This window comes from Caldalkalibacillus uzonensis (assembly GCF_030814135.1).
GTDB lineage: Bacteria > Bacillota > Bacilli > Caldalkalibacillales > Caldalkalibacillaceae > Caldalkalibacillus > Caldalkalibacillus uzonensis.
This window is the reverse complement of record NZ_JAUSUQ010000007.1, coordinates 35,574-53,755: the sequence shown is the minus strand read 5'-3', so window position 1 is coordinate 53,755 and position 18,182 is coordinate 35,574. Positions and strand designations below refer to the sequence as shown.

Sequence of the window (18,182 nt, the reverse complement as noted above, 5' to 3'; positions counted from 1 at the left end):
CTCACCTCATCCCACTTTGTTTGGATCTAACTCGACGGCACCGGTATAAGCATTGACATATGTTATTTTAAGCTGGTCCCTGTCTTCAAACACAATCTGCCAGGTTGGGGTTAATATTTGATTTTCCGCATCATAGACTTGGCCGTAATAACCTAAAGTGACATCACGTATCACGGCCAGAGGAGGAAGAATTTGCTGGTCAAGCAACGTTCTTATACTGGTATAGGACGAAATAATCGGTTGTTTTTCCCCTTCACTGACCACTTGGAAATAGACTTGCCTGTAGCCGGTTACCGCCTCATGCTCATCTATAAAAATGGTGAGGCTGCCGATAAACAAGGGAAATTGGCCGTAATATTGAATATAGCTGATTTCGTCATCGGTCTTATTACTAAAGTGGTAATCTTCCCCTTGATAAACATACGTCTTAAGAAACAACTCTTTAAACACATCAGGGTCAAATCCCCCCTCTAATGTATAAGGGGAAGAAAGGGTAGAAATAATGACATGGTCTTTAATGTGAATATTTTGTTCCTGTTTAGCAGGCACATCGAGCGGCTTGCCGGCAAATGAGCGGACTTCCAGTTGGGCCATGTGCGGCTGTTCCATATCCAGTTCCGTGTCTAACGTGATCTGGTGCAGGATCAACAGCTCATCTAGAGAGCTTTCATAAATATAAGCCAGTTCAGGATGGTGGGTATGTTTCTGCCATAATTGCCAGCCTAAAAAAAGATTAAGACATAGAAATACCACGATTAAAATGGACTTGGTATTGGCCCAATTCATTCCAAATGCCTCCTGACATCCTGCACGTTCTGGATAAACCAGCGCTTCCCCTGTTTAAAATCAACCACCCAGTAAGGCTCATAAGTTAAAAACATCGTATCTTGTTCACTCTTGTATCCAATGCGAATCGTGCTGATCTCGGCAAGGTCAATACCTTGTGCTTCCAAAGCCGTCAGTAATTCAACGCCAGACGGCAACTGCAACTGCCGCTGGTTGGCCGCTTCTCCCCGCTCCAGCAGGGAACGGACATAACCCACGACCCGGTCCATTTGGATATCGACCCGAAGCGTATACAACGTGTCCTCCTGTTCAAGGCCAAAGACAGGATAGTGCTCAACATATTCCCGGAAGTAAACTTGTACAAGCCGCTCAGAATGCATCTCAGTGATACTGTCAAACACATAAGGTTTATCCCAGCCTTTATGCTGATTGACAAACTGAATTCCCCGACCCACATCCACCACACTGCTGCTTACGCCTCTTGTTTCAGCCTCCAAAGGGGGATGGAAATAGGTCATCTGCGTATAGGCTTTGTTCACTTGCAGCCCCCGGGGCCCGTGAATATAGAGAATACTGTCCCCTCTTTCTTCTATGCGGCGCACCAGGGTCGGATCCACAAACAAATAAGAGACCATATGGTAAACAGGGATGCGCTGATAATGGTAAACCCGTTCCGCAACAGAGACTGGATCAGCACTGAGATAATGCACCGTATGAACGGGTTGATCCTCTTCTTTGACCACATAAGCTTCATGAACAGGGCCTGTCTTTCCCAAGGCAATATAATCCCCCAGATCCCGGATACTGATGTTAGATGTCCGGCTCCGAAGTAGCAATTGGTCCTCTTCTGAGAAAAATAAAACAGAGACCTCGTTTTCCAAATGAGGATCGTGATGGAGCCATACCCGGTTGATCCGGGGCAACTGGTTCTGATCCATGTGGTCAAGCCACTCTTCAAGGTTCACCTTAAACATGCCACCCAGTACTTGCAAAGGGATACCATTCCAAAACACAAGCTCAATGCCCTGTTCCTGATAAAAGAGCTCCTGCCAGTCGGCATACCGCTCACGCTCAAGGAGACGGATGGGTTGAAGTTCCCATTCTTTCATTTTTCTCTGTATGACGTTATAAGAGAAGGTATCGGGATATGAGACGGTATATTGTTCTTCCCCCAGATGATGAACAATCATATGGGGTTTGATCAGTTCATGAAACTCCCTCCTGTCCGCCAAACCCTCAGGCTCGTCAAACTTGGCCGGGGGAAGATAATCATAGCGGGGCTGGTAGGTCCATAATTGCCAGGATAAAAATAAGCTGAGTAAAACAAGCAGGGCCAGCAGCACATTTTTTACCTGTTCGCTTACCCGTACGGTCATGATGTCCCCTCCCGCACGCTTAATTGAAGTGGCAAGCGGATGGTGACCGCCGTCCCTTCCCCCACATCACTGTCAATCTCGATGCTGCCTTGATGAGCGAGAACCATTTCCCTGGTAATAGACAACCCTAATCCTACACCACCTTTGTCCCGGGAGCGGGCCTTGTCTACCCGGTAAAAGCGTTTGAAGATATGCTTTAACTCCTGCTTGGGAATACCCACACCCTGGTCTTTAATCACCAGTTTCACCTGTTCCCCTTCCTGCCGGGCTAAAACGGCAATCTCGCCGCCAGCCAAAGAGTATTTAATGGCATTGGACAAGATATTATCCAGCACCTGTGTCAGCATATCTTGATCCCCTTCTATGGAAGGCAAATCAGGATCAATGTCCAGGCGTACTGTTAAAGAACGCTCTTTGAGCTGAAAAGAAAAGCGTTGGATCACCTCTTCGACCAGGATGCCCAGATCCAGCTTTTTCAAACGCAGGCGAAAGCGCTTGCTATCCAGTTTGGATAGTTGCAAAAGATCATTCACCAGCCGGATCATCCGCTCTGTCTCATTGGCAATGACGTTTAAGAAGCGCTTGGCTACATCAGGATCATCCACTGCACCGCTGGTTAAGGTTTCTACATAGCTTTTCATGGTTGTCAGCGGTGTGCGCAATTCGTGGGAGACATTGGCCACGAACGCTTTGCGGTCCCGCTCCAGTTGCTCCCGTTCCGTCACATCCTGCAAGACTGCAATCAATCCCTGCCCTGCACCATCTTGATGCAACGGACTGACCGTGATCTCTATGATCAGCGGTTGTCCGTCGGCCCCCATATCCACCTGGAAGCGCCCCTCCTTGAATAATAGTGTATCTTGCTTGACCTCATCCGGAAAATCAAGCACCTCACTCAACTTTTTGCCCAGTACCTCTCTTTCCCGCTTGTTCAGCATCATCTCTGCCTGTTGGTTCAAGAGGATAATACGCCCCTGCCTGTCAGTGGCAATAAGCCCGTCGCTCATATAAAACAAAATAGAGGCCAGCTTGTTTTTCTCCTCCTCAATCTCCCCCAATGCCTGGCTGAGGCGCTGGGAGAGATGGTTAATGCCTTGGGCCAACTGGCCGATTTCATCTTCACTGTATACTTTCACCTGCTTGGAAAAATCACCAGCCGCCATCGCCTGTGTCTGTCTGGTCATTTCCTTAATGGGAGACGTGATCGTCCTGGCCACAACCACCCCTATCACTGCGGTCAGGCTGAGGGCAATCAATGTCCCCCTCAAGAGCAGTCCGTTAATGTCTTGGATGCTTTGATATGTCTCTTCCATGGAGGCCATCAGATAAATAGCCCCCACCACCTCATTGTTCACTTTGATGGGAATGGACATCATTTTCATACGGTGACCTGTTTGGGGATGGAGACGAATCGCTTCATCCCGTGTACCCAGCAAAGCCCGTTTAACCTCAATCTGTGTGTTGCGCTGGCCGACAATAGCCTGATTGTCTGAATTGGTACTGACCACAACCCCGTTGCGGTCCAGGACTTGGATTTCAGCATGGGGAATGGAGGCAAACATTTTATCAATGAGAGATTGCATATGTTCATAGTTTTCCGGCCCATCCGTCTCATCAAAAGGTGTTTCCAGTTCATGTTGGATGCTGTAAGCCAAAAGATGGGCCTGCTGGTCGAGCATGCGGGTAAAATTGTTAACCAAATGGGTTTCCAGGGCCCGGTTGAAATAAGCGCCAAACACCTGGACGGCCAGCATAATCACCAAGAGCAAAATAATAATAAATTTTAAATGGATTCCTTTAAAAAACCTTAACGGCTTCATAGTCTACTTCCTTTAGGGTGGGGCTCTTGTAACAGATAACCGACCCCCCGCTTGGTGACAATATACTCCGGTCGGCTGGGGTCTGTTTCTACTTTTTCCCGCAGACGACGCACGGTGACATCCACTGTGCGTACATCCCCATAGTAATCATAACCCCATACGGTTCCTAGCAAATGTTCCCTTGTTAACACTTGTCCCTTGTTTTTGGCCAAAAAGAGGAGCAGCTCAAATTCCCGGTGGGTTAACTCCAGCAGTTGGTCACCCTTATATACAGAATAAGCTTCCGGATAGATGCGCAACTCCCCAATCTCCAAACAGGACTGGGCAGAAGAGCGGTTGTCCTGCTCCTTCCTGCGGCGCAAATTGGCTTTAACCCTGGCCAAGAGCTCCCGGGTACTGAACGGCTTTGTCACGTAATCATCGGCCCCCAGCTCTAATCCCAGAACCTTATCCACTTCTTCGTCCTTGGCCGTCAACATAATAATAGGCACTTGGCTTTTGTGACGAATCTCCTGGCACACTTGAAAGCCATCTTTTTTAGGCAGCATAATATCTAAGAGTATCAAATCCGGCTCTTCCAGCAACGCTTTTTTTACCGCTTCTTCCCCGTCAAAAGCGGTTAAAACCTGATAGCCTTCCTTTTCTAAGTTAAACTGCAAAATATCTGTAATCGGCTTTTCATCATCCACTACAAGAATTTTATAAACCATAGGTACCCCCTCAATTTCTATCTGTTTCAACCATTAGGATATAAGTCATTTTACAACTTAGCTTTTTCTATTATTTTAATCTATTCTAATAGAAAAAGCTGCCCCCAAAGTGCTGATTGCACTTTGGGAAACAGCCTCTCACAGCCACTTTTTATCTCACATATGAAGCTGGATTGACCGGCGCACCGTTCCGGTGAACTTCAAAATGGAGATGCACTCCGGTGGAGTTGCCGGTTGAACCCATGACACCAATGGCTTCGCCCCTTTGAACCGTTTGTCCCGGCCGTACATTAACAGAGGCCAGGTGGGCATACAAGGTACGGTAACCATTATTGTGGTTAATAATCACCGTATTGCCGTAGCCGCCACTATGCCAGCCAGCCTTGACCACTGTACCGTTGTCTGCGGCGACAATGGTGCGGTCACTGACACCGGCAATATCAATACCGTTATGGGGGCGGCCCCAGCGCATGCCAAATCCGCTAGTGATGCGGCCACCGCGGGCCGGCCACGTAAATTGGCCACTGCCCCTGGATGGTTTTACTTTTTCGCCGCGAACCACTATTTTGTTCACTGGTTCTTCCAGCACGGTTTCATCGATCACTTCACGGGAGACAACTTGTCCATTCTCTTTGACAACTTCAAACTCTACCAGTTTTTTGCCTTCTTTTCCTTCACGTTCCACACGGGTTTGGCCCCGGTACAGATCGGGGTCTTTCTTCGTTTCTACTTGATAGGGAATAGTTTGCTCCTCCGTCATCCGCTCCACGGTTACCACAGTGAGCACAGGCTCTTCTCCCTGCACCGTCAGCTCTTGTCCGATCTGGAGCAGTGTGTCTTCATCTACACCGGGATTTAGTGCCAATAATTGGGCCAGGCTCATGTTAAACTTTTCGGCAATGCTGCCCAGCACATCTCCTTCCTGAACAGTATACGTTTTTTGCTCTGTGCGGGGCTCAGCCAAGCGTTTGGCCAGATTTTCCTTATCCAGCACCAAGTCAGGGTTCACTGTTGCTTGTTCATATTGGACATGTTCCTTGATGCACACATCAAGTGTGGTCTGTTCTGATTCCTCTGGTTTTTGAGCAGAAGCATCAACAGCAGCCACGGTGACCCGGGCTTTATTATTTTTGTTTTCCTCTAGAGCCAAGAGCACGTCTTTGTCCACATAGTTCAGTTTAAACGTTTCTATGACTTCTTCGGCCAGATCCTCACTTGAGGCATAACCGACCAGTTCCCCCTCCACCAGTATTTTGACGGCCCTAGCCTGAATATTCACCATTTCATCCAGCTTGTCCAAGACAGCTTTCCGGTTCACAACCGGTTTATAACGCTCTTCTTCTTGGAGGTTGATTTCGTTATTTATGTACAGGTCCACATGCGGGTACTTTTCAGATGCACGGACCAATTTTTCGTCCAGCCACTCTTCAATTTGGCTGGGATCACTCACCGGACCAATATGATGGCCGTCAACATACACATGATAAATCGTGGCTAAATTGTGCTGGTAGTAGGCATAACCCGCTCCCACACCTGTTAATAACAAAGCCAGCGCGATGCAGATCATGGTTAAGCGCCGCCATTTTGAACAGAATACCATGTTATCTCCCGCCCCATATTCATCTCAGATTCATTTAACAATAGCAGATAGGCAAAACTTGAATAAAGGTATAATCTATCAACAAGGCACTTTGGCCTGCTAGATTTCAAATCACTTTTTTAATGTACCACAAATAGAGCAGGGGGACAAGGAAAATAATATCAAAATCATAATAAATAAAATATTCTAAATACTTAAGTTTAGCTGTACTTCCTTCTCTATCCCAAAAAAATAAAAATTAGGACTTGCAATTGGATAATTTTTCTGTATAATTGTTAGCAGCAAAACTTAGTGAGTGCTAACAAAAATACGAAAATGGTTCGAGTTTCAGCAACCTGGAAAGTGCCTCTGATGAGATAAGCAGATCTGTATTCAGGTAATGCTTGGGGAGTGTATCTTTCCTGCTGAAAACATGCTAACCCGGCAGCTCACCATGCTGCCTTAAACACTCCCGCCTACAGCGGGATTTTTTTTTGAGCAAAAATGCTAAACGCAAGGAGGGTGGTGCCGCAACCTGCAACACAATTCCAATCATTAAAATATGTCAGGAGGGATTATTGATGGGCAAAATTAACATCGCCATTGCAGGTGTAGGTAACTGTGCCAGCGCGTTGCTGCAGGGAATCGAAATGTACAAAAATGTTCCCGACAATACCATCGGGCTGATGAACCATGACCTGGGCGGTTACAAACCAGGAGATATTAATGTTGTCGCCGCCTTTGACGTGGACAAGCGCAAAGTAGGCCAACCGTTGAAAGAAGCCATTTTTGCCGAGCCAAACTGCACCACTGTTTTTTATGAGAACTTGCCCGATTATCCAGTAAAGGTGCACATGGGTCCTGTGCTGGATGGCGTATCTGAACTGATGGCGGAAGATGATGAGGATAAAGCCTTTATCGTCGCTGATGAGGAACCTTGCGACGTGACCAAGGTGTTAAAAGAAAGCGGCGCAGACATGCTGATTTGTTACCTGCCCGTCGGTTCTGAAGAAGCAGCCAAGCATTACGCCCAAGCTTGCCTGGAAGCGAATGTGGGCTTCATTAACGCCATTCCTGTCTTTATCGCTTCCGATGAAACATGGGCTAAAAAATTTGAGGAAAAAAATCTGCCGATCATTGGCGATGACATCAAAAGCCAGGTGGGAGCCACCATTGTCCACCGCACCCTGACTAAACTGTTTGAAAACCGGGGCGTTGTGCTCGACCGTACTTACCAGCTCAACTTCGGCGGAAACACCGACTTCTTGAACATGCTGAACCGCAGCAGATTGAAGTCGAAGAAAAAATCAAAAACACAATCGGTACAATCTGAGCTGGAGACACCCCTGGACAAACATAACATTCATATTGGACCCAGTGATTACATTCCTTGGCTGAACGACAATAAAATCGCCTATATCCGCATGGAAGGCCGCGGCTTCGGCAACGTGCCTTTAACTTTGGAAGTCAAACTGTCTGTGGAAGACTCCCCTAACAGCGCAGGTTCGATGATTGACGCCATCCGCTGCATGAAACTGGCCTTGGACCGCAAGATTGGCGGTGTGTTGACATCCATCTCCTCTTACACCATGAAATCACCACCGGTTCAATATACTGATACGGAAAGCAAAAAAATGGTGCAGGAATTTATCGCCGGCCGGAGGGGACGTTAATGCGGGCTGCGATCCTGGCAGCCGGTGAAGGGAGGAGGTTAAGGCCCCATTTTAGCGGGCCTAAACCTCTCATTCATTTATTAGGCCTGTCTTTAATTGAACGCAACATGCTCACTTTACGGGAAGGCGGCATTCAGGAGTTCGTGATTGTGACCGGTTGCCACAAAACGGAAATCGAGGAGGCACTCGGTGACGGGAGCAAGTGGGGGATCAAGATCACTTATGTGCACAATCCGGATTGGCAGAGAGGCAATGGGGTATCCGCCTATGCCTTGCACACCGTTTTTCGTCCGGAAGAAAAATTTGTGCTCATGATGGCAGACCATATCTTTGAGCCACAGGCCGTCCGGGCATTTGTGGCGGCGGCTGAGGAGATCCGTGACGGTGAAGTGCTGCTTGCTGCTGACCGGAACCTGGACCGCGTCCATGATGTAGAGGAGTGCACCAAAATACAGGCTGAACATGACCGGGCCCACAAGCTGGGTAAAGATTTGGATGATTTTAATGCTGTGGACTGCGGCCTGTTTATGTGCAGCGGAGCACTATTCCCGGCCCTTTCTCAAGCCATTGCCAAAGGCCGGCATGCCCTGACGGACGGTATCAATATCCTGGCCAAACAGGGCAAGGTTAAATTACATTTCGTGGACCAGGCCTGGGTGGACGTTGACAACCGGGACAGTTATGACCACGCTGAACACATGCTATTAAAGTCCCTCGTCCCGGATAAAGACGGTTTGATTTCCCGCCACTTAAACCGCAAAGTCTCTCTACGGATAACCAAGCGTCTCGCTTCAACCACTATCACACCAAATCAGGTCACTGTTGCTTCGTTTATTGTTTCCCTCGCTTCAGCATTGAGCTTTGCTGCAGGGTTCCCTCTTGTGGGAGGTCTCTTGGCTCAGTTCAGTTCCATTCTTGACGGCGTCGACGGGGAATTGGCCCGCCTCAAATTTCTGCAAAGCTGGTTCGGGGGACTGGTTGATGCCATCCTGGACCGCTATGCAGACTTTTTTATTGTGGCCGGCATGGCCTATTGGTGGTGTCTCCAGACAGACCAACCCATCGTGGCACTCTTAGTGAGTGCTACCGCCTTAAGCGGCATCCCCATGTCCATGCTGGTGAAGGAAAAATATAAAGCCCTGACTGGCAGAACGTATATCCCTGAAACAGATGATGGCCTGTGGCGTTATCTCCCGGCCAACCGCGACGGGCGCCTGTTTATGGTCATGTTGGGGGGGATTTTCAATCTGATTCCGGCCACCTTGATCCTGCTGGCGGTCACCACACATCTCGCGGCCATTGTCCGTCTGGTTCAATTGCGCCAGCTGATGTAAACAGGTTTGAAGTGCCTAATCAACAGGTTGGCAATGTCTAAAAAAACGAGTTGGCCAGGCTTGTTGTGCCTGGCCTTTTGTTTCACCGATTTGCTTTTAACCAAATCAAATATCTAGGCATATATGCCACGGACCAAATTGGTTTGTTCCCGGCTGGGGCCAACGGAAAAAATAGTCAAGGGGATACCGGTCAGTTGGGAAATGCGTTCCACATAATGGCGGGCATTTTCAGGCAATTCATCAAGGGAACGGACCCCCGTAATATCTTCCTTCCAGCCGGGCAATTCTTCATAAATGGGTTTACATTCACTCAACACTTTTAAGCTGGCTGGAAACTCTTCAATCACTTGGCCTTGATATTCATAAGCCGTGCAAATTTTAAGCGTATCAATCCCTGTCAGCACATCAATCGAGTTGACGGATAGGTCTGTAATGCCGCTGACCCGCCGGGCATGGCGGACAACGACGCTGTCAAACCAGCCCACCCGGCGCGGACGCCCGGTTGTTGTGCCGTACTCATTGCCCACTTCGCGGATACGGTCTCCAATTTCATTATGGATTTCCGTCGGAAACGGACCATCTCCCACACGCGTGGTGTAAGCTTTGGCCACTCCAACCACATGATGGATTTTGGTCGGACCCACTCCCGCACCAATGCATACGCCGCCTGCAATGGGATTGGAAGAAGTGACAAAAGGATAGGTCCCTTGATCAATATCCAGCATCACCCCTTGGGCCCCTTCAAACAGCACCCGTTTGCCCCCATCCAGTGCTTCGTTTAAAACCACCGATGTATCAGTGACATAGGGGCGGATGACCTGCACATATTCCATATACTCATTGTAAATTTCTGCAAAGCTAAAGCCTTGGGTATCATATACCTTTTCCAACAGCCGGTTTTTTTCCGCCAAATTATGTTCCAACTTGCGCTTAAATTCTTCCGGATCAAGGAGATCGGCGATGCGGATCCCAATTCTTGCTGCTTTATCCATATACGCCGGCCCGATTCCTTTACGGGTCGTGCCAATTTTGTTGGCCCCTTTGCGCTCTTCTTCCACGGCATCCAGTTTCAAATGATAGGGCAAAATAACGTGAGCCCGGTTGCTGACCCGCAAATTGGCCGTAGACACGCCATGCTCGTGCAGATATTGAATTTCTTGCACCAAAGCCTTAGGGTCAATTACCATGCCGTTACCTATGACACACACTTTATCTTGATAAAAAATCCCGGACGGAATCAGATGCAATTTATATTTCTTACCGCCAAACACAATGGTGTGTCCGGCATTATTACCACCTTGATAACGGGCGATCACTTCCGCTTTCTCAGATAAATAATCGGTGATCTTTCCTTTTCCTTCATCTCCCCACTGCGTTCCAACCACAACAACACTTGGCAAGGGAAACACCTCCGCTTCAAAACATCAGGCTATCTGTTGGCCAGGACGGGACACACTTATCGGTTGCCGGCCAAGCGATAACCCCTTCAGTAATCCTTCTCTAGTGTAGCATTGTATACTGTCATATTCAATAAATTAACGAACATTTTTATTTCTAGCACACATTTTGTTCGGAATACTAACGTTTACCCTACGATAGAAAGAACGATAAAGGGACGCCGAACAGGCGTCCTCCCCTCTCAGTTTTTCATACTTTAACACTTATTTATTCCCTCTGAACAGTTAGGCTCCCGGTGCCATTGATTCATCATGGTGACTCAAATTGACAAACTTGTTGTATTCCTTGAGAAAGGCCAGTTCCACTTTGCCCACCGGACCGTTACGCTGCTTGGCAATAATAATCTCAATAATGTTCTTGTTTTCCGTCTCCTGATCGTAGTAATCTTCCCGGTATAAAAAGGCAACTATATCGGCGTCCTGTTCAATAGAGCCTGATTCACGCAGGTCTGACAACATAGGCCGCTTGTCTTGACGCTGTTCCACAGCCCGGCTGAGCTGGGATAAAGCAATGACGGTGCAGTCCAATTCCCGGGCAATAGCTTTCAGGGAGCGGGAAATCGCTGAAATCTCCTGCTGGCGGCTTTCCCGGTTGTTTCCTTGAATCAGTTGCAAATAGTCAATAAGAATGATGCCCAGGCCTTGCTCAGCCTTCAAACGGCGGCATTTGGCCCGGATTTGATTCACATTGATACCGGGCGTGTCATCAATGTAAATGTTGGCTTTGGATAAGCTGGCGATGGCCATGGTCAGCTTTTCCCAGTCTTCCTCCTTGAACGCTCCGGTGCGCATGCGGTTGGCATCAATGTTTCCTTCTGCACACAACATGCGCTGCACGAGCTGGGAGGCTGACATTTCCAAGGAAAAGATGGCCACTGTTTCCCCTGCCCGGGCAGCTACATTTTGGGCCACGTTCAGGGCGAATGCTGTTTTACCGACGGAGGGACGGGCGGCCACAATGACCAGATCCGAACGCTGGAAACCGGATGTTAAGCGGTCCAGATCCCGGTAGCCGGACGGAATGCCGGTAATATCACTGGTGCTGTTGTGCAGCATTTCAATGCGGTCGTATGTCTCCATCAGCACATCTTTGATATGCACAAAACCATCTGAAGTGCGCTCATCCCGGATCTGGAGAATGCTGCGTTCGGCCTGGCTTAAAATCTCCTCGACCTCATCCTGGGAGGTATAACCGTTGGTAACGATCTGGGTGGCCGTTTTGATCAGGCGGCGCAGGATCGCCTTTTCCTTAATAATTTGGGCGTAATATTCCACATTGGCCGCAGTAGGAACGGCATTGGCCAAGTCACTCAGATAACTGACCCCGCCTACTTCTTCCAGCCACTTGCGGTCGTTCAGTTCGGCTGTGACGGTGACTAAATCAACCGGCTGCGATGCTTCCGACAAATCAAGCATCACTTGAAAGATACGCTGGTGACTGGTTTTGTAAAAGTCACCCGGACGAATCAGTTCCAAGGCCCGGTACAAAGCGTCTTTATCCAGAAAAACAGCCCCCAAGACTGCCTGCTCAGCTTCCAAGTTATGAGGGGGCGTACGATCCAAAAAGAGATCGCTCATGACTGCTCAACCACGTGTACTTTCAACGTGGCCGTCACCTCAGGATGGAGCTTAACGGGAACATGGGTAACTCCTAAAGAGCGAATGGGTTCATCCAGTACAATTTTGCGCTTCTCAATTTTATAATTCATTTTCTTCAGCTGCTCAGCAATCTGTTTATTCGTAATGGAACCGAACAGCTTGCCGCCTTCCCCTGCTTTGGCCGTTAAAGTGACAGTTTCTTTTTCCAGCTTGGCTGCCAGCTCTTGGGCCTGGCGCAGCTCTTCCTCTGCTTTCTTTTGTTCACTTTGTTTCTTTTTCTTCAGCGCTTTCATGTTCCCCGGTGTGGCTTCAACGGCCAGGTTCTGTTTGAGCAGGAAGTTGCGGGCGTAACCGTCGGAAACCTCCTTGACTTCCCCTTTCTTGCCTACCCCTTTGACATCCTGTTGTAAAATCACTTTCATGTTCCTCTTCCCCCTTCCAAATAGTCATCGATGACCTCTTTTAACCATTTTACCGCATCCTCCACCGTGATGTCTTCCAGCTGGGTGGCCGCATTGGTCAAGTGACCGCCGCCATGCATTTTTTCCATGATGACCTGCACATTGATTTCCCCTAATGAGCGGGCGCTGATTACCACTTGGCCATCTTCCCGTTCACACAGGACAAAAGAAGCAACCACATCATCCAGGGTCAGCAGAGTATCGGCCGCCTGGGCCAACAACACTTGGCCATAGCGCTCATCGGCTTCACCGATGGCAATTGCGATTTTGCCACGGTAGATTTCAGCCCGTTCCACAATGCGGCTGCGCTTAATAAACTGTTCTTTTTCTTCCTTGAGGATTTTTTGCACCAAAACCGGGTCAGCACCATGCCGCCTGAGATAAGCGGCAGCATCAAACGTACGGGAACCGGTGCGCATGGCAAAATTGTTGGTGTCCACCACGATGCCGGCCAGCATGGCGGTCGCCTCCAAACGGCTCATCTCCATCTCGTCACTTTGATATTCCAGCAGTTCAGCCACTAACTCACTGGTGGAGGAGGCATAAGGCTCAATATAGACCAACAGCGGGTCTTCGATAAAAGCTTCACCCCGCCGGTGATGATCAATGACCACTTTGCGGTGGAAACGGTCCAGCAGGCGTGGTTCGAGCACCAGTGCAGGCTTATGCACATCAACAATGATCAGCAAGCTTTTCTCTGAAATTAATTCTAGCGCCTCTTGGGGAGAAAGAAAATGTTCTTGCAAATCCTTTTCCTTGTTAATTTCCTCCATCAGACGGTTGACACCAGGATAATCTTCCTCCTGATCCAGCACAATATAGCCTTCCCGCTCATTGACCTGTACCGCTTTCAACACGCCAATGGCTGAACCAACTGCATCCATATCCGGGTCACGATGTCCCATGATAAACACTTTGTCACTCTCTTTGATCATATCGCGCAAAGCATGGGAGATCACCCGGGCCCTGACCCTGGTCCGCTTTTCTACGGCGTTGGACTTGCCTCCATAGAACGTTACCTTGTCCGGAAAACGCTTCACAGCCGCCTGATCCCCTCCCCGCCCTAAAGCCAGATCCAAACTGGATTGGGCCAGATTGCCTAACTCAATCAGCGAGGAAGTGCCAGCCCCCACCCCGATACTTAAGGTAACGGGAATTTTGTTGTGACTGGTCAGTTCCCGAACATGATCAAGAATATCAAATTTCGTTTCCTCAATCGCTTTTAGGGTTCGTTCATCCATCACCCCAAAAAATTTATCCGAGGCCGTCCGTCTAATGAAAATACCGTGTTCCGCTGCCCAGCGGCTGATTGTGTTCGTCACACGGCTCACCAGTAACGAGCGGCGCTGTTCGTCTAAACCCTGGGTGACTTCATCCAGATTGTCCAAATGGATATTTATAAAGACAACTTGCTCCTGACGGTGCTTTTTCTTTAATTCATGATAGTCGGTGTTATCGACCACATACAACAGGCGTTCCTCAGGATAACTGAGAATATCCAGTGTCTTCTCTCCAAAACGGATGGTTCCCTCCCGCTCCTCATTGTGCAGCCATTCGGCCAAAGCGGGAGAAAGCTCCTCCAGGGTCGTCCCCACCAATGAATCTGCATCAGACAGCAAGTTTAGTATATACCGATTATGCCACTGAATCGTTTGCTCTTCGTCATACAGCAAGATGCCAATAGGCAAATCGGAAATCACATCTTCGCCTGCCTTTTTGACCCGGTGGCGCAGCGTGCTGATATAGGCTTCGAAATCTTCGGCAAAAGCCTGCTCTTTTTTATACATGAGATAATAAATAAGCCCCAGCGCCACGAATCCCACCATGGCCCAATACCAGGCATACCAGGCCAAAATCACCAACACCAGTACCGTTAAAACGGGAAGGGCGTAGCGGTGATACCCTCTTAAATAGTGATAGAGGAACCTCGGCATTTTCTCAGCTCCCTAGTCTGCTTTTTTGAGGCGCTCCTTTAAACCAAAGCCCAAATCAATAATCCCTATAATGCGAATCAGGCTGGAAAAGAGAGGGATCAAAGACAACACCACAGCCAGTATGACTAAAAAACGGCCGATGTTTTTCACATAGGCAAAGTGAGCGACAAAGGAAAACCCTTGCAGCAAAATCAGCAGCTCCAAAATCAGATGCAGGTTGACAACCAGCATCAATAGCGTGCTGCCCTCTTCCACAACCTGCAGCAATATCAAGATAAGCACAACCAGATAATAAAATAAGATCGATTTGGGCAAGTTCCACTGCCGGAAGGGAGGCAAGGGTTGGGGATCAAGACCAATCCGGGTTAAAATTGGCCTGGCCACGGCATGGTTAATCCAAGCCATCAGCATGGAAGACAGGATAAGTAATCCCGGAAAAATGTACACGATAAAACTGACCATTTCTTCATAAACGGCTAGCGCATCCTCATCAACAGGAATCGGCATAAAAGAAGCGGTACTCTCCGTTATGGCCAGCGTATCCTCCATCATCTGCTGCAAAACGTCTATCATGTTCAAATTAAAGACAAAATAGGTAACCAGAAAAGCGAGCACGTAATTGGCAAGGTAAGTTAACATGCCGGCCAACAGCGGCAAAAAAGGAGACTTTTTCTCACCATAATAATACCCCATTACCAGCCCTGCCGAAACAGCCACCAGCGTGAGAAACAGAGCCGGTAAAGGAGCTAAAAGCGGAGACAGGAACAGGCAGACACCGCCCACCAAAGCACCACTTTTTAAGCCAAAGCGCAAGTGATGCACAATAAACGGCAAAGGCAAAAAGAATAAACTGATAAATCCCAAAAACGGGACATAAACGGTAATGAGAAATAAAACCATATATAAGGCTGCCATTAAGGCCCCTTGAACTAAACGCTGTGTACTTGATGCTGATTTCATCCCATTCACTCCTAATGCATGACAACTTCCGAGGAAGATTCATAAGCGATGCCGGAAAAACAGATCATAGCTTTATCAATTATAATGGAAACGGCCGGTGAAGGCAAAAAAGAGAGGAACCCCGAGCCTATACAAGGCGGGGTTCCCGTTTATTTAACAGCCACTAATCGATCGTATATGGCAAGAGTGCCATTTGACGGGCACGTTTGATTGCTCTGGTTAATTGCCGCTGATACTTAGCGGATGTGCCAGTCACACGGCGAGGTAAAATTTTACCGCGCTCACTGATAAACTTTTTCAACAGGTCAACGTCTTTATAATCGATCTTTTCAATTTTATTGACAGTAAAGTAACATACTTTACGGCGTTTAGCGCGACCTTTGCGAGCCATCGTACTCCCTCCTTCAATGTTGAATTTTAGAATGGCAGATCGTCTTCTGAGATGTCAATGGGTTCTGCGTCATTGGCGAAGGGGTCGTTATCAAATCGGGTCTCATTCTGGCCGCCGGTCCCCATATCTGAACGGGATCCCTCACGGGGCGATTCCAGGAAGCGCACATTGTCTGCCACCACTTCAGCAACGTAGACACGTCGGCCCTCATTATTTTCATAATTGCGGATTTGTAAACGCCCTTCAACAGCGGTTAAGCGCCCTTTCTTTAAATAATTGGCACATGTTTCGGCTAACCCGCGCCAGGTGACAATATTAATAAAATCCGCTTCCCGTTCCCCCTGCTGGTTGGTAAACGGCCGGTCCACAGCCAGGGTAAACGTGGTCACCGCAACCCCGTTGGGCGTGTAGCGCAATTCAGGATCCCGCGTCAGACGTCCAATGAGAATAATCCGATTTAACATAACATCCCCTCCCCCAAAAATACGGATTACTCGTCTTCCTTGACGACAAGGTGACGAATCACGTTATCGTTCAAACGCAATTGACGTTCCAGCTCAGAGACGAGATTAACGTCGGACTTAAAGTTAACGACAACATAGTAGCCATCATTGTAGCCGTTAATTTCATAAGCCAGGCGACGTTTGCCCATTTCGTCCACCTTTTCCACTTCACCGCCGTTATCTTTAATCACGTTTTGAAAACGTTCAATCACGGCTTTTGTGGATTCCTCATCAATGTCAGGACGTACGATGTACATTAATTCGTAGGCACGCATCCACATTCACCTCCTTTTGGACTAACGGTCCCCATATGGGAACAAGGAGCGAGAAAGAACATTAATACCCTTTGCTCGCATAACGTCATTTTAACAAAAAGCACAGGCGAACACAAGTGCCACTTTATGCATTCAGTTTAGACATTAAAGCGGAAATGCATTACATCACCGTCTTGAACCACATACTCTTTTCCTTCCAGACGCAACAGCCCTTTTTCTTTGGCTTCTGTCATGGAACCCGCTGTCACCAAATCGTCATAATGGATCACTTCGGCACGAATAAACCCTTTTTCAAAATCTGAATGGATCTTTCCGGCTGCTTGTGGTGCTTTTGTCCCCTGCTTAATCGTCCAGGCCCGCACCTCTTTTTCCCCAGCCGTAAAGTAGGTGATCAGACCCAACAGTTTATACGTCGCTTTAATCAATTGATCCAGGCCGGATTCTTCAATGCCAAGCTCCTCTAAAAATAATGCCCTGTCTTCCCCTTCCAGCTCAGCGATTTCCGCTTCTACCTTAGCGCAAATCGTCACCACTTCGGCCAAATCATGAGCAGCAAATTTCTTGACCCGCTGCACATGGGTATTGTCTGCTGTACGGCCGATCTCCCCTTCACTGACGTTAGCCACGTACAGCACAGGTTTTAGCGTGAGCAAGTGCAAGTCCCTAATCAAAGCCTGTTCCTCTGCGGACAGGTTCAGGCTGCGTGCCGTTTGTCCTGCTTCAAAAGCTTGCTTGAGCCGCTCTAACACCTCTAATTCTTGTTTAGCCGTCTTGTCGCCAGCTTTAGCCATCTTTTGCACACGGGTGATCCGTTTTTCCACTGACTCCAAATCGGCAAAAATGAGCTCCAGGTTGATCGTTTCAATATCAGCAATGGGATCCACCTGACCAGCCACATGGGTAATATTCTCATCTTCAAAACAACGAACCACATGGGCAATGGCATCCACTTCGCGAATATTGGCCAAAAACTTGTTGCCCAATCCCTCTCCGCGGCTGGCCCCCTTCACCAAGCCAGCAATATCCACAAATTCATAGGCAGTGGGAATGATGCGCTCTGTATGCACAATCTCGGCCAGCTTGTCCAGACGCTGATCAGGCACCTGGACAATCCCTACGTTTGGGTCTATGGTACAAAAGGGGTAATTGGCTGACTCTGCCCCAGCCTGCGTAATGGCATTAAACAGTGTAGACTTGCCCACATTGGGCAACCCGACGATTCCTGCTTTTAACAATGTCTCCCTACTCCTTTACATGGTTTAACCTCATTGATCATAAGACATAATGAGTGCAGCGTCAATGCAGGAAAGAGCGAAGTTCATTT

16 protein-coding genes are annotated in these 18,182 nt (G+C 48.3%); 2 read left to right on the top strand and 14 right to left on the bottom strand.

The window, feature by feature from the left end; genetic code table 11:
- Positions 1 to 6: 6 nt before the first annotated feature.
- From J2S00_RS10285 to J2S00_RS10265, 5 genes are all read right to left on the bottom strand, one after another.
- The gene (locus J2S00_RS10285; RefSeq protein WP_307339126.1) at positions 7 to 786 is read right to left on the bottom strand and encodes a two-component system regulatory protein YycI; all 780 of its coding nucleotides are present in this window, start codon (positions 784 to 786) and stop codon (positions 7 to 9) included.
- A complete protein-coding gene (yycH, locus tag J2S00_RS10280) occupies positions 783 to 2,162 on the bottom strand; it encodes a two-component system activity regulator YycH (protein ID WP_307339124.1) in 1,380 nt (459 codons plus the stop codon). The genes J2S00_RS10285 and yycH overlap by 4 nt, the downstream gene beginning before the upstream one ends.
- Entirely contained in the window at positions 2,159 to 3,982 is a 1,824-nt protein-coding gene (gene walK, locus J2S00_RS10275; protein WP_307339122.1) for a cell wall metabolism sensor histidine kinase WalK, read from the bottom strand. Before walK ends, yycH begins: the two co-directional genes overlap by 4 nt.
- Entirely contained in the window at positions 3,979 to 4,692 is a 714-nt protein-coding gene (yycF, locus tag J2S00_RS10270) for a response regulator YycF (protein WP_307339119.1), read from the bottom strand. The genes walK and yycF overlap by 4 nt, the downstream gene beginning before the upstream one ends.
- Before the next feature lie 151 nt (positions 4,693 to 4,843).
- The gene (locus tag J2S00_RS10265; RefSeq protein ID WP_307339118.1) at positions 4,844 to 6,292 is read right to left on the bottom strand and encodes a peptidoglycan DD-metalloendopeptidase family protein; all 1,449 of its coding nucleotides are present in this window, start codon (positions 6,290 to 6,292) and stop codon (positions 4,844 to 4,846) included.
- Between the two features lie 560 nt (positions 6,293 to 6,852).
- On the opposite strand from J2S00_RS10265, the gene J2S00_RS10260 reads away from it, so the two are divergent.
- Together J2S00_RS10260 and J2S00_RS10255 are read left to right on the top strand one after the other, a co-directional pair.
- Positions 6,853 to 7,944, top strand: coding sequence for an inositol-3-phosphate synthase (locus J2S00_RS10260; RefSeq protein WP_307339116.1), 1,092 nt, complete (start codon positions 6,853 to 6,855; stop codon positions 7,942 to 7,944).
- The gene (locus J2S00_RS10255; RefSeq protein ID WP_307339114.1) at positions 7,944 to 9,278 is read left to right on the top strand and encodes a sugar phosphate nucleotidyltransferase; all 1,335 of its coding nucleotides are present in this window, start codon (positions 7,944 to 7,946) and stop codon (positions 9,276 to 9,278) included. Before J2S00_RS10260 ends, J2S00_RS10255 begins: the two co-directional genes overlap by 1 nt.
- 113 nt (positions 9,279 to 9,391) lie before the next feature.
- Here the strand turns inward: J2S00_RS10255 and J2S00_RS10250 are convergent, their stop codons facing one another.
- The 9 genes from J2S00_RS10250 to ychF all read right to left on the bottom strand — a co-directional run bounded on the left by J2S00_RS10250 (position 9,392) and on the right by ychF (position 18,093).
- Positions 9,392 to 10,678: an adenylosuccinate synthase gene (locus J2S00_RS10250; RefSeq protein ID WP_307339111.1), complete on the bottom strand. Its 1,287-nt coding sequence runs from the start codon at positions 10,676 to 10,678 to the stop codon at positions 9,392 to 9,394.
- Between the two features lie 282 nt (positions 10,679 to 10,960).
- Positions 10,961 to 12,313, bottom strand: a complete 1,353-nt coding sequence (dnaB, locus tag J2S00_RS10245; protein WP_307339108.1) for a replicative DNA helicase — start codon at positions 12,311 to 12,313, stop codon at positions 10,961 to 10,963.
- Complete coding sequence (rplI, locus tag J2S00_RS10240; RefSeq protein ID WP_307339105.1) at positions 12,310 to 12,756, bottom strand: 50S ribosomal protein L9; 447 nt, start codon at positions 12,754 to 12,756, stop codon at positions 12,310 to 12,312. Before rplI ends, dnaB begins: the two co-directional genes overlap by 4 nt.
- Positions 12,753 to 14,729: a DHH family phosphoesterase gene (locus tag J2S00_RS10235; RefSeq protein ID WP_307339102.1), complete on the bottom strand. Its 1,977-nt coding sequence runs from the start codon at positions 14,727 to 14,729 to the stop codon at positions 12,753 to 12,755. The genes rplI and J2S00_RS10235 overlap by 4 nt, the downstream gene beginning before the upstream one ends.
- Before the next feature lie 12 nt (positions 14,730 to 14,741).
- The gene (locus J2S00_RS10230; protein ID WP_307339100.1) at positions 14,742 to 15,689 is read right to left on the bottom strand and encodes a YybS family protein; all 948 of its coding nucleotides are present in this window, start codon (positions 15,687 to 15,689) and stop codon (positions 14,742 to 14,744) included.
- 163 nt (positions 15,690 to 15,852) lie between these two features.
- Positions 15,853 to 16,080 carry a 30S ribosomal protein S18 gene (gene rpsR / locus J2S00_RS10225; RefSeq protein ID WP_307339098.1) on the bottom strand — a complete coding sequence of 76 codons (228 nt, stop codon included), beginning with the start codon at positions 16,078 to 16,080 and terminating at the stop codon, positions 15,853 to 15,855.
- Between the two features lie 26 nt (positions 16,081 to 16,106).
- A complete protein-coding gene (gene ssb / locus J2S00_RS10220) occupies positions 16,107 to 16,544 on the bottom strand; it encodes a single-stranded DNA-binding protein (RefSeq protein ID WP_307339096.1) in 438 nt (145 codons plus the stop codon).
- A 26-nt stretch (positions 16,545 to 16,570) separates the two neighbouring features.
- Positions 16,571 to 16,858 (bottom strand): 30S ribosomal protein S6, encoded by a 288-nt coding sequence (gene rpsF / locus J2S00_RS10215; RefSeq protein ID WP_307339092.1) that lies wholly within the window; start codon positions 16,856 to 16,858, stop codon positions 16,571 to 16,573.
- Positions 16,859 to 16,995: 137 nt separating this feature from the next.
- Complete coding sequence (ychF, locus tag J2S00_RS10210; RefSeq protein ID WP_307339088.1) at positions 16,996 to 18,093, bottom strand: redox-regulated ATPase YchF; 1,098 nt, start codon at positions 18,091 to 18,093, stop codon at positions 16,996 to 16,998.
- Positions 18,094 to 18,182: the final 89 nt, after the last annotated feature.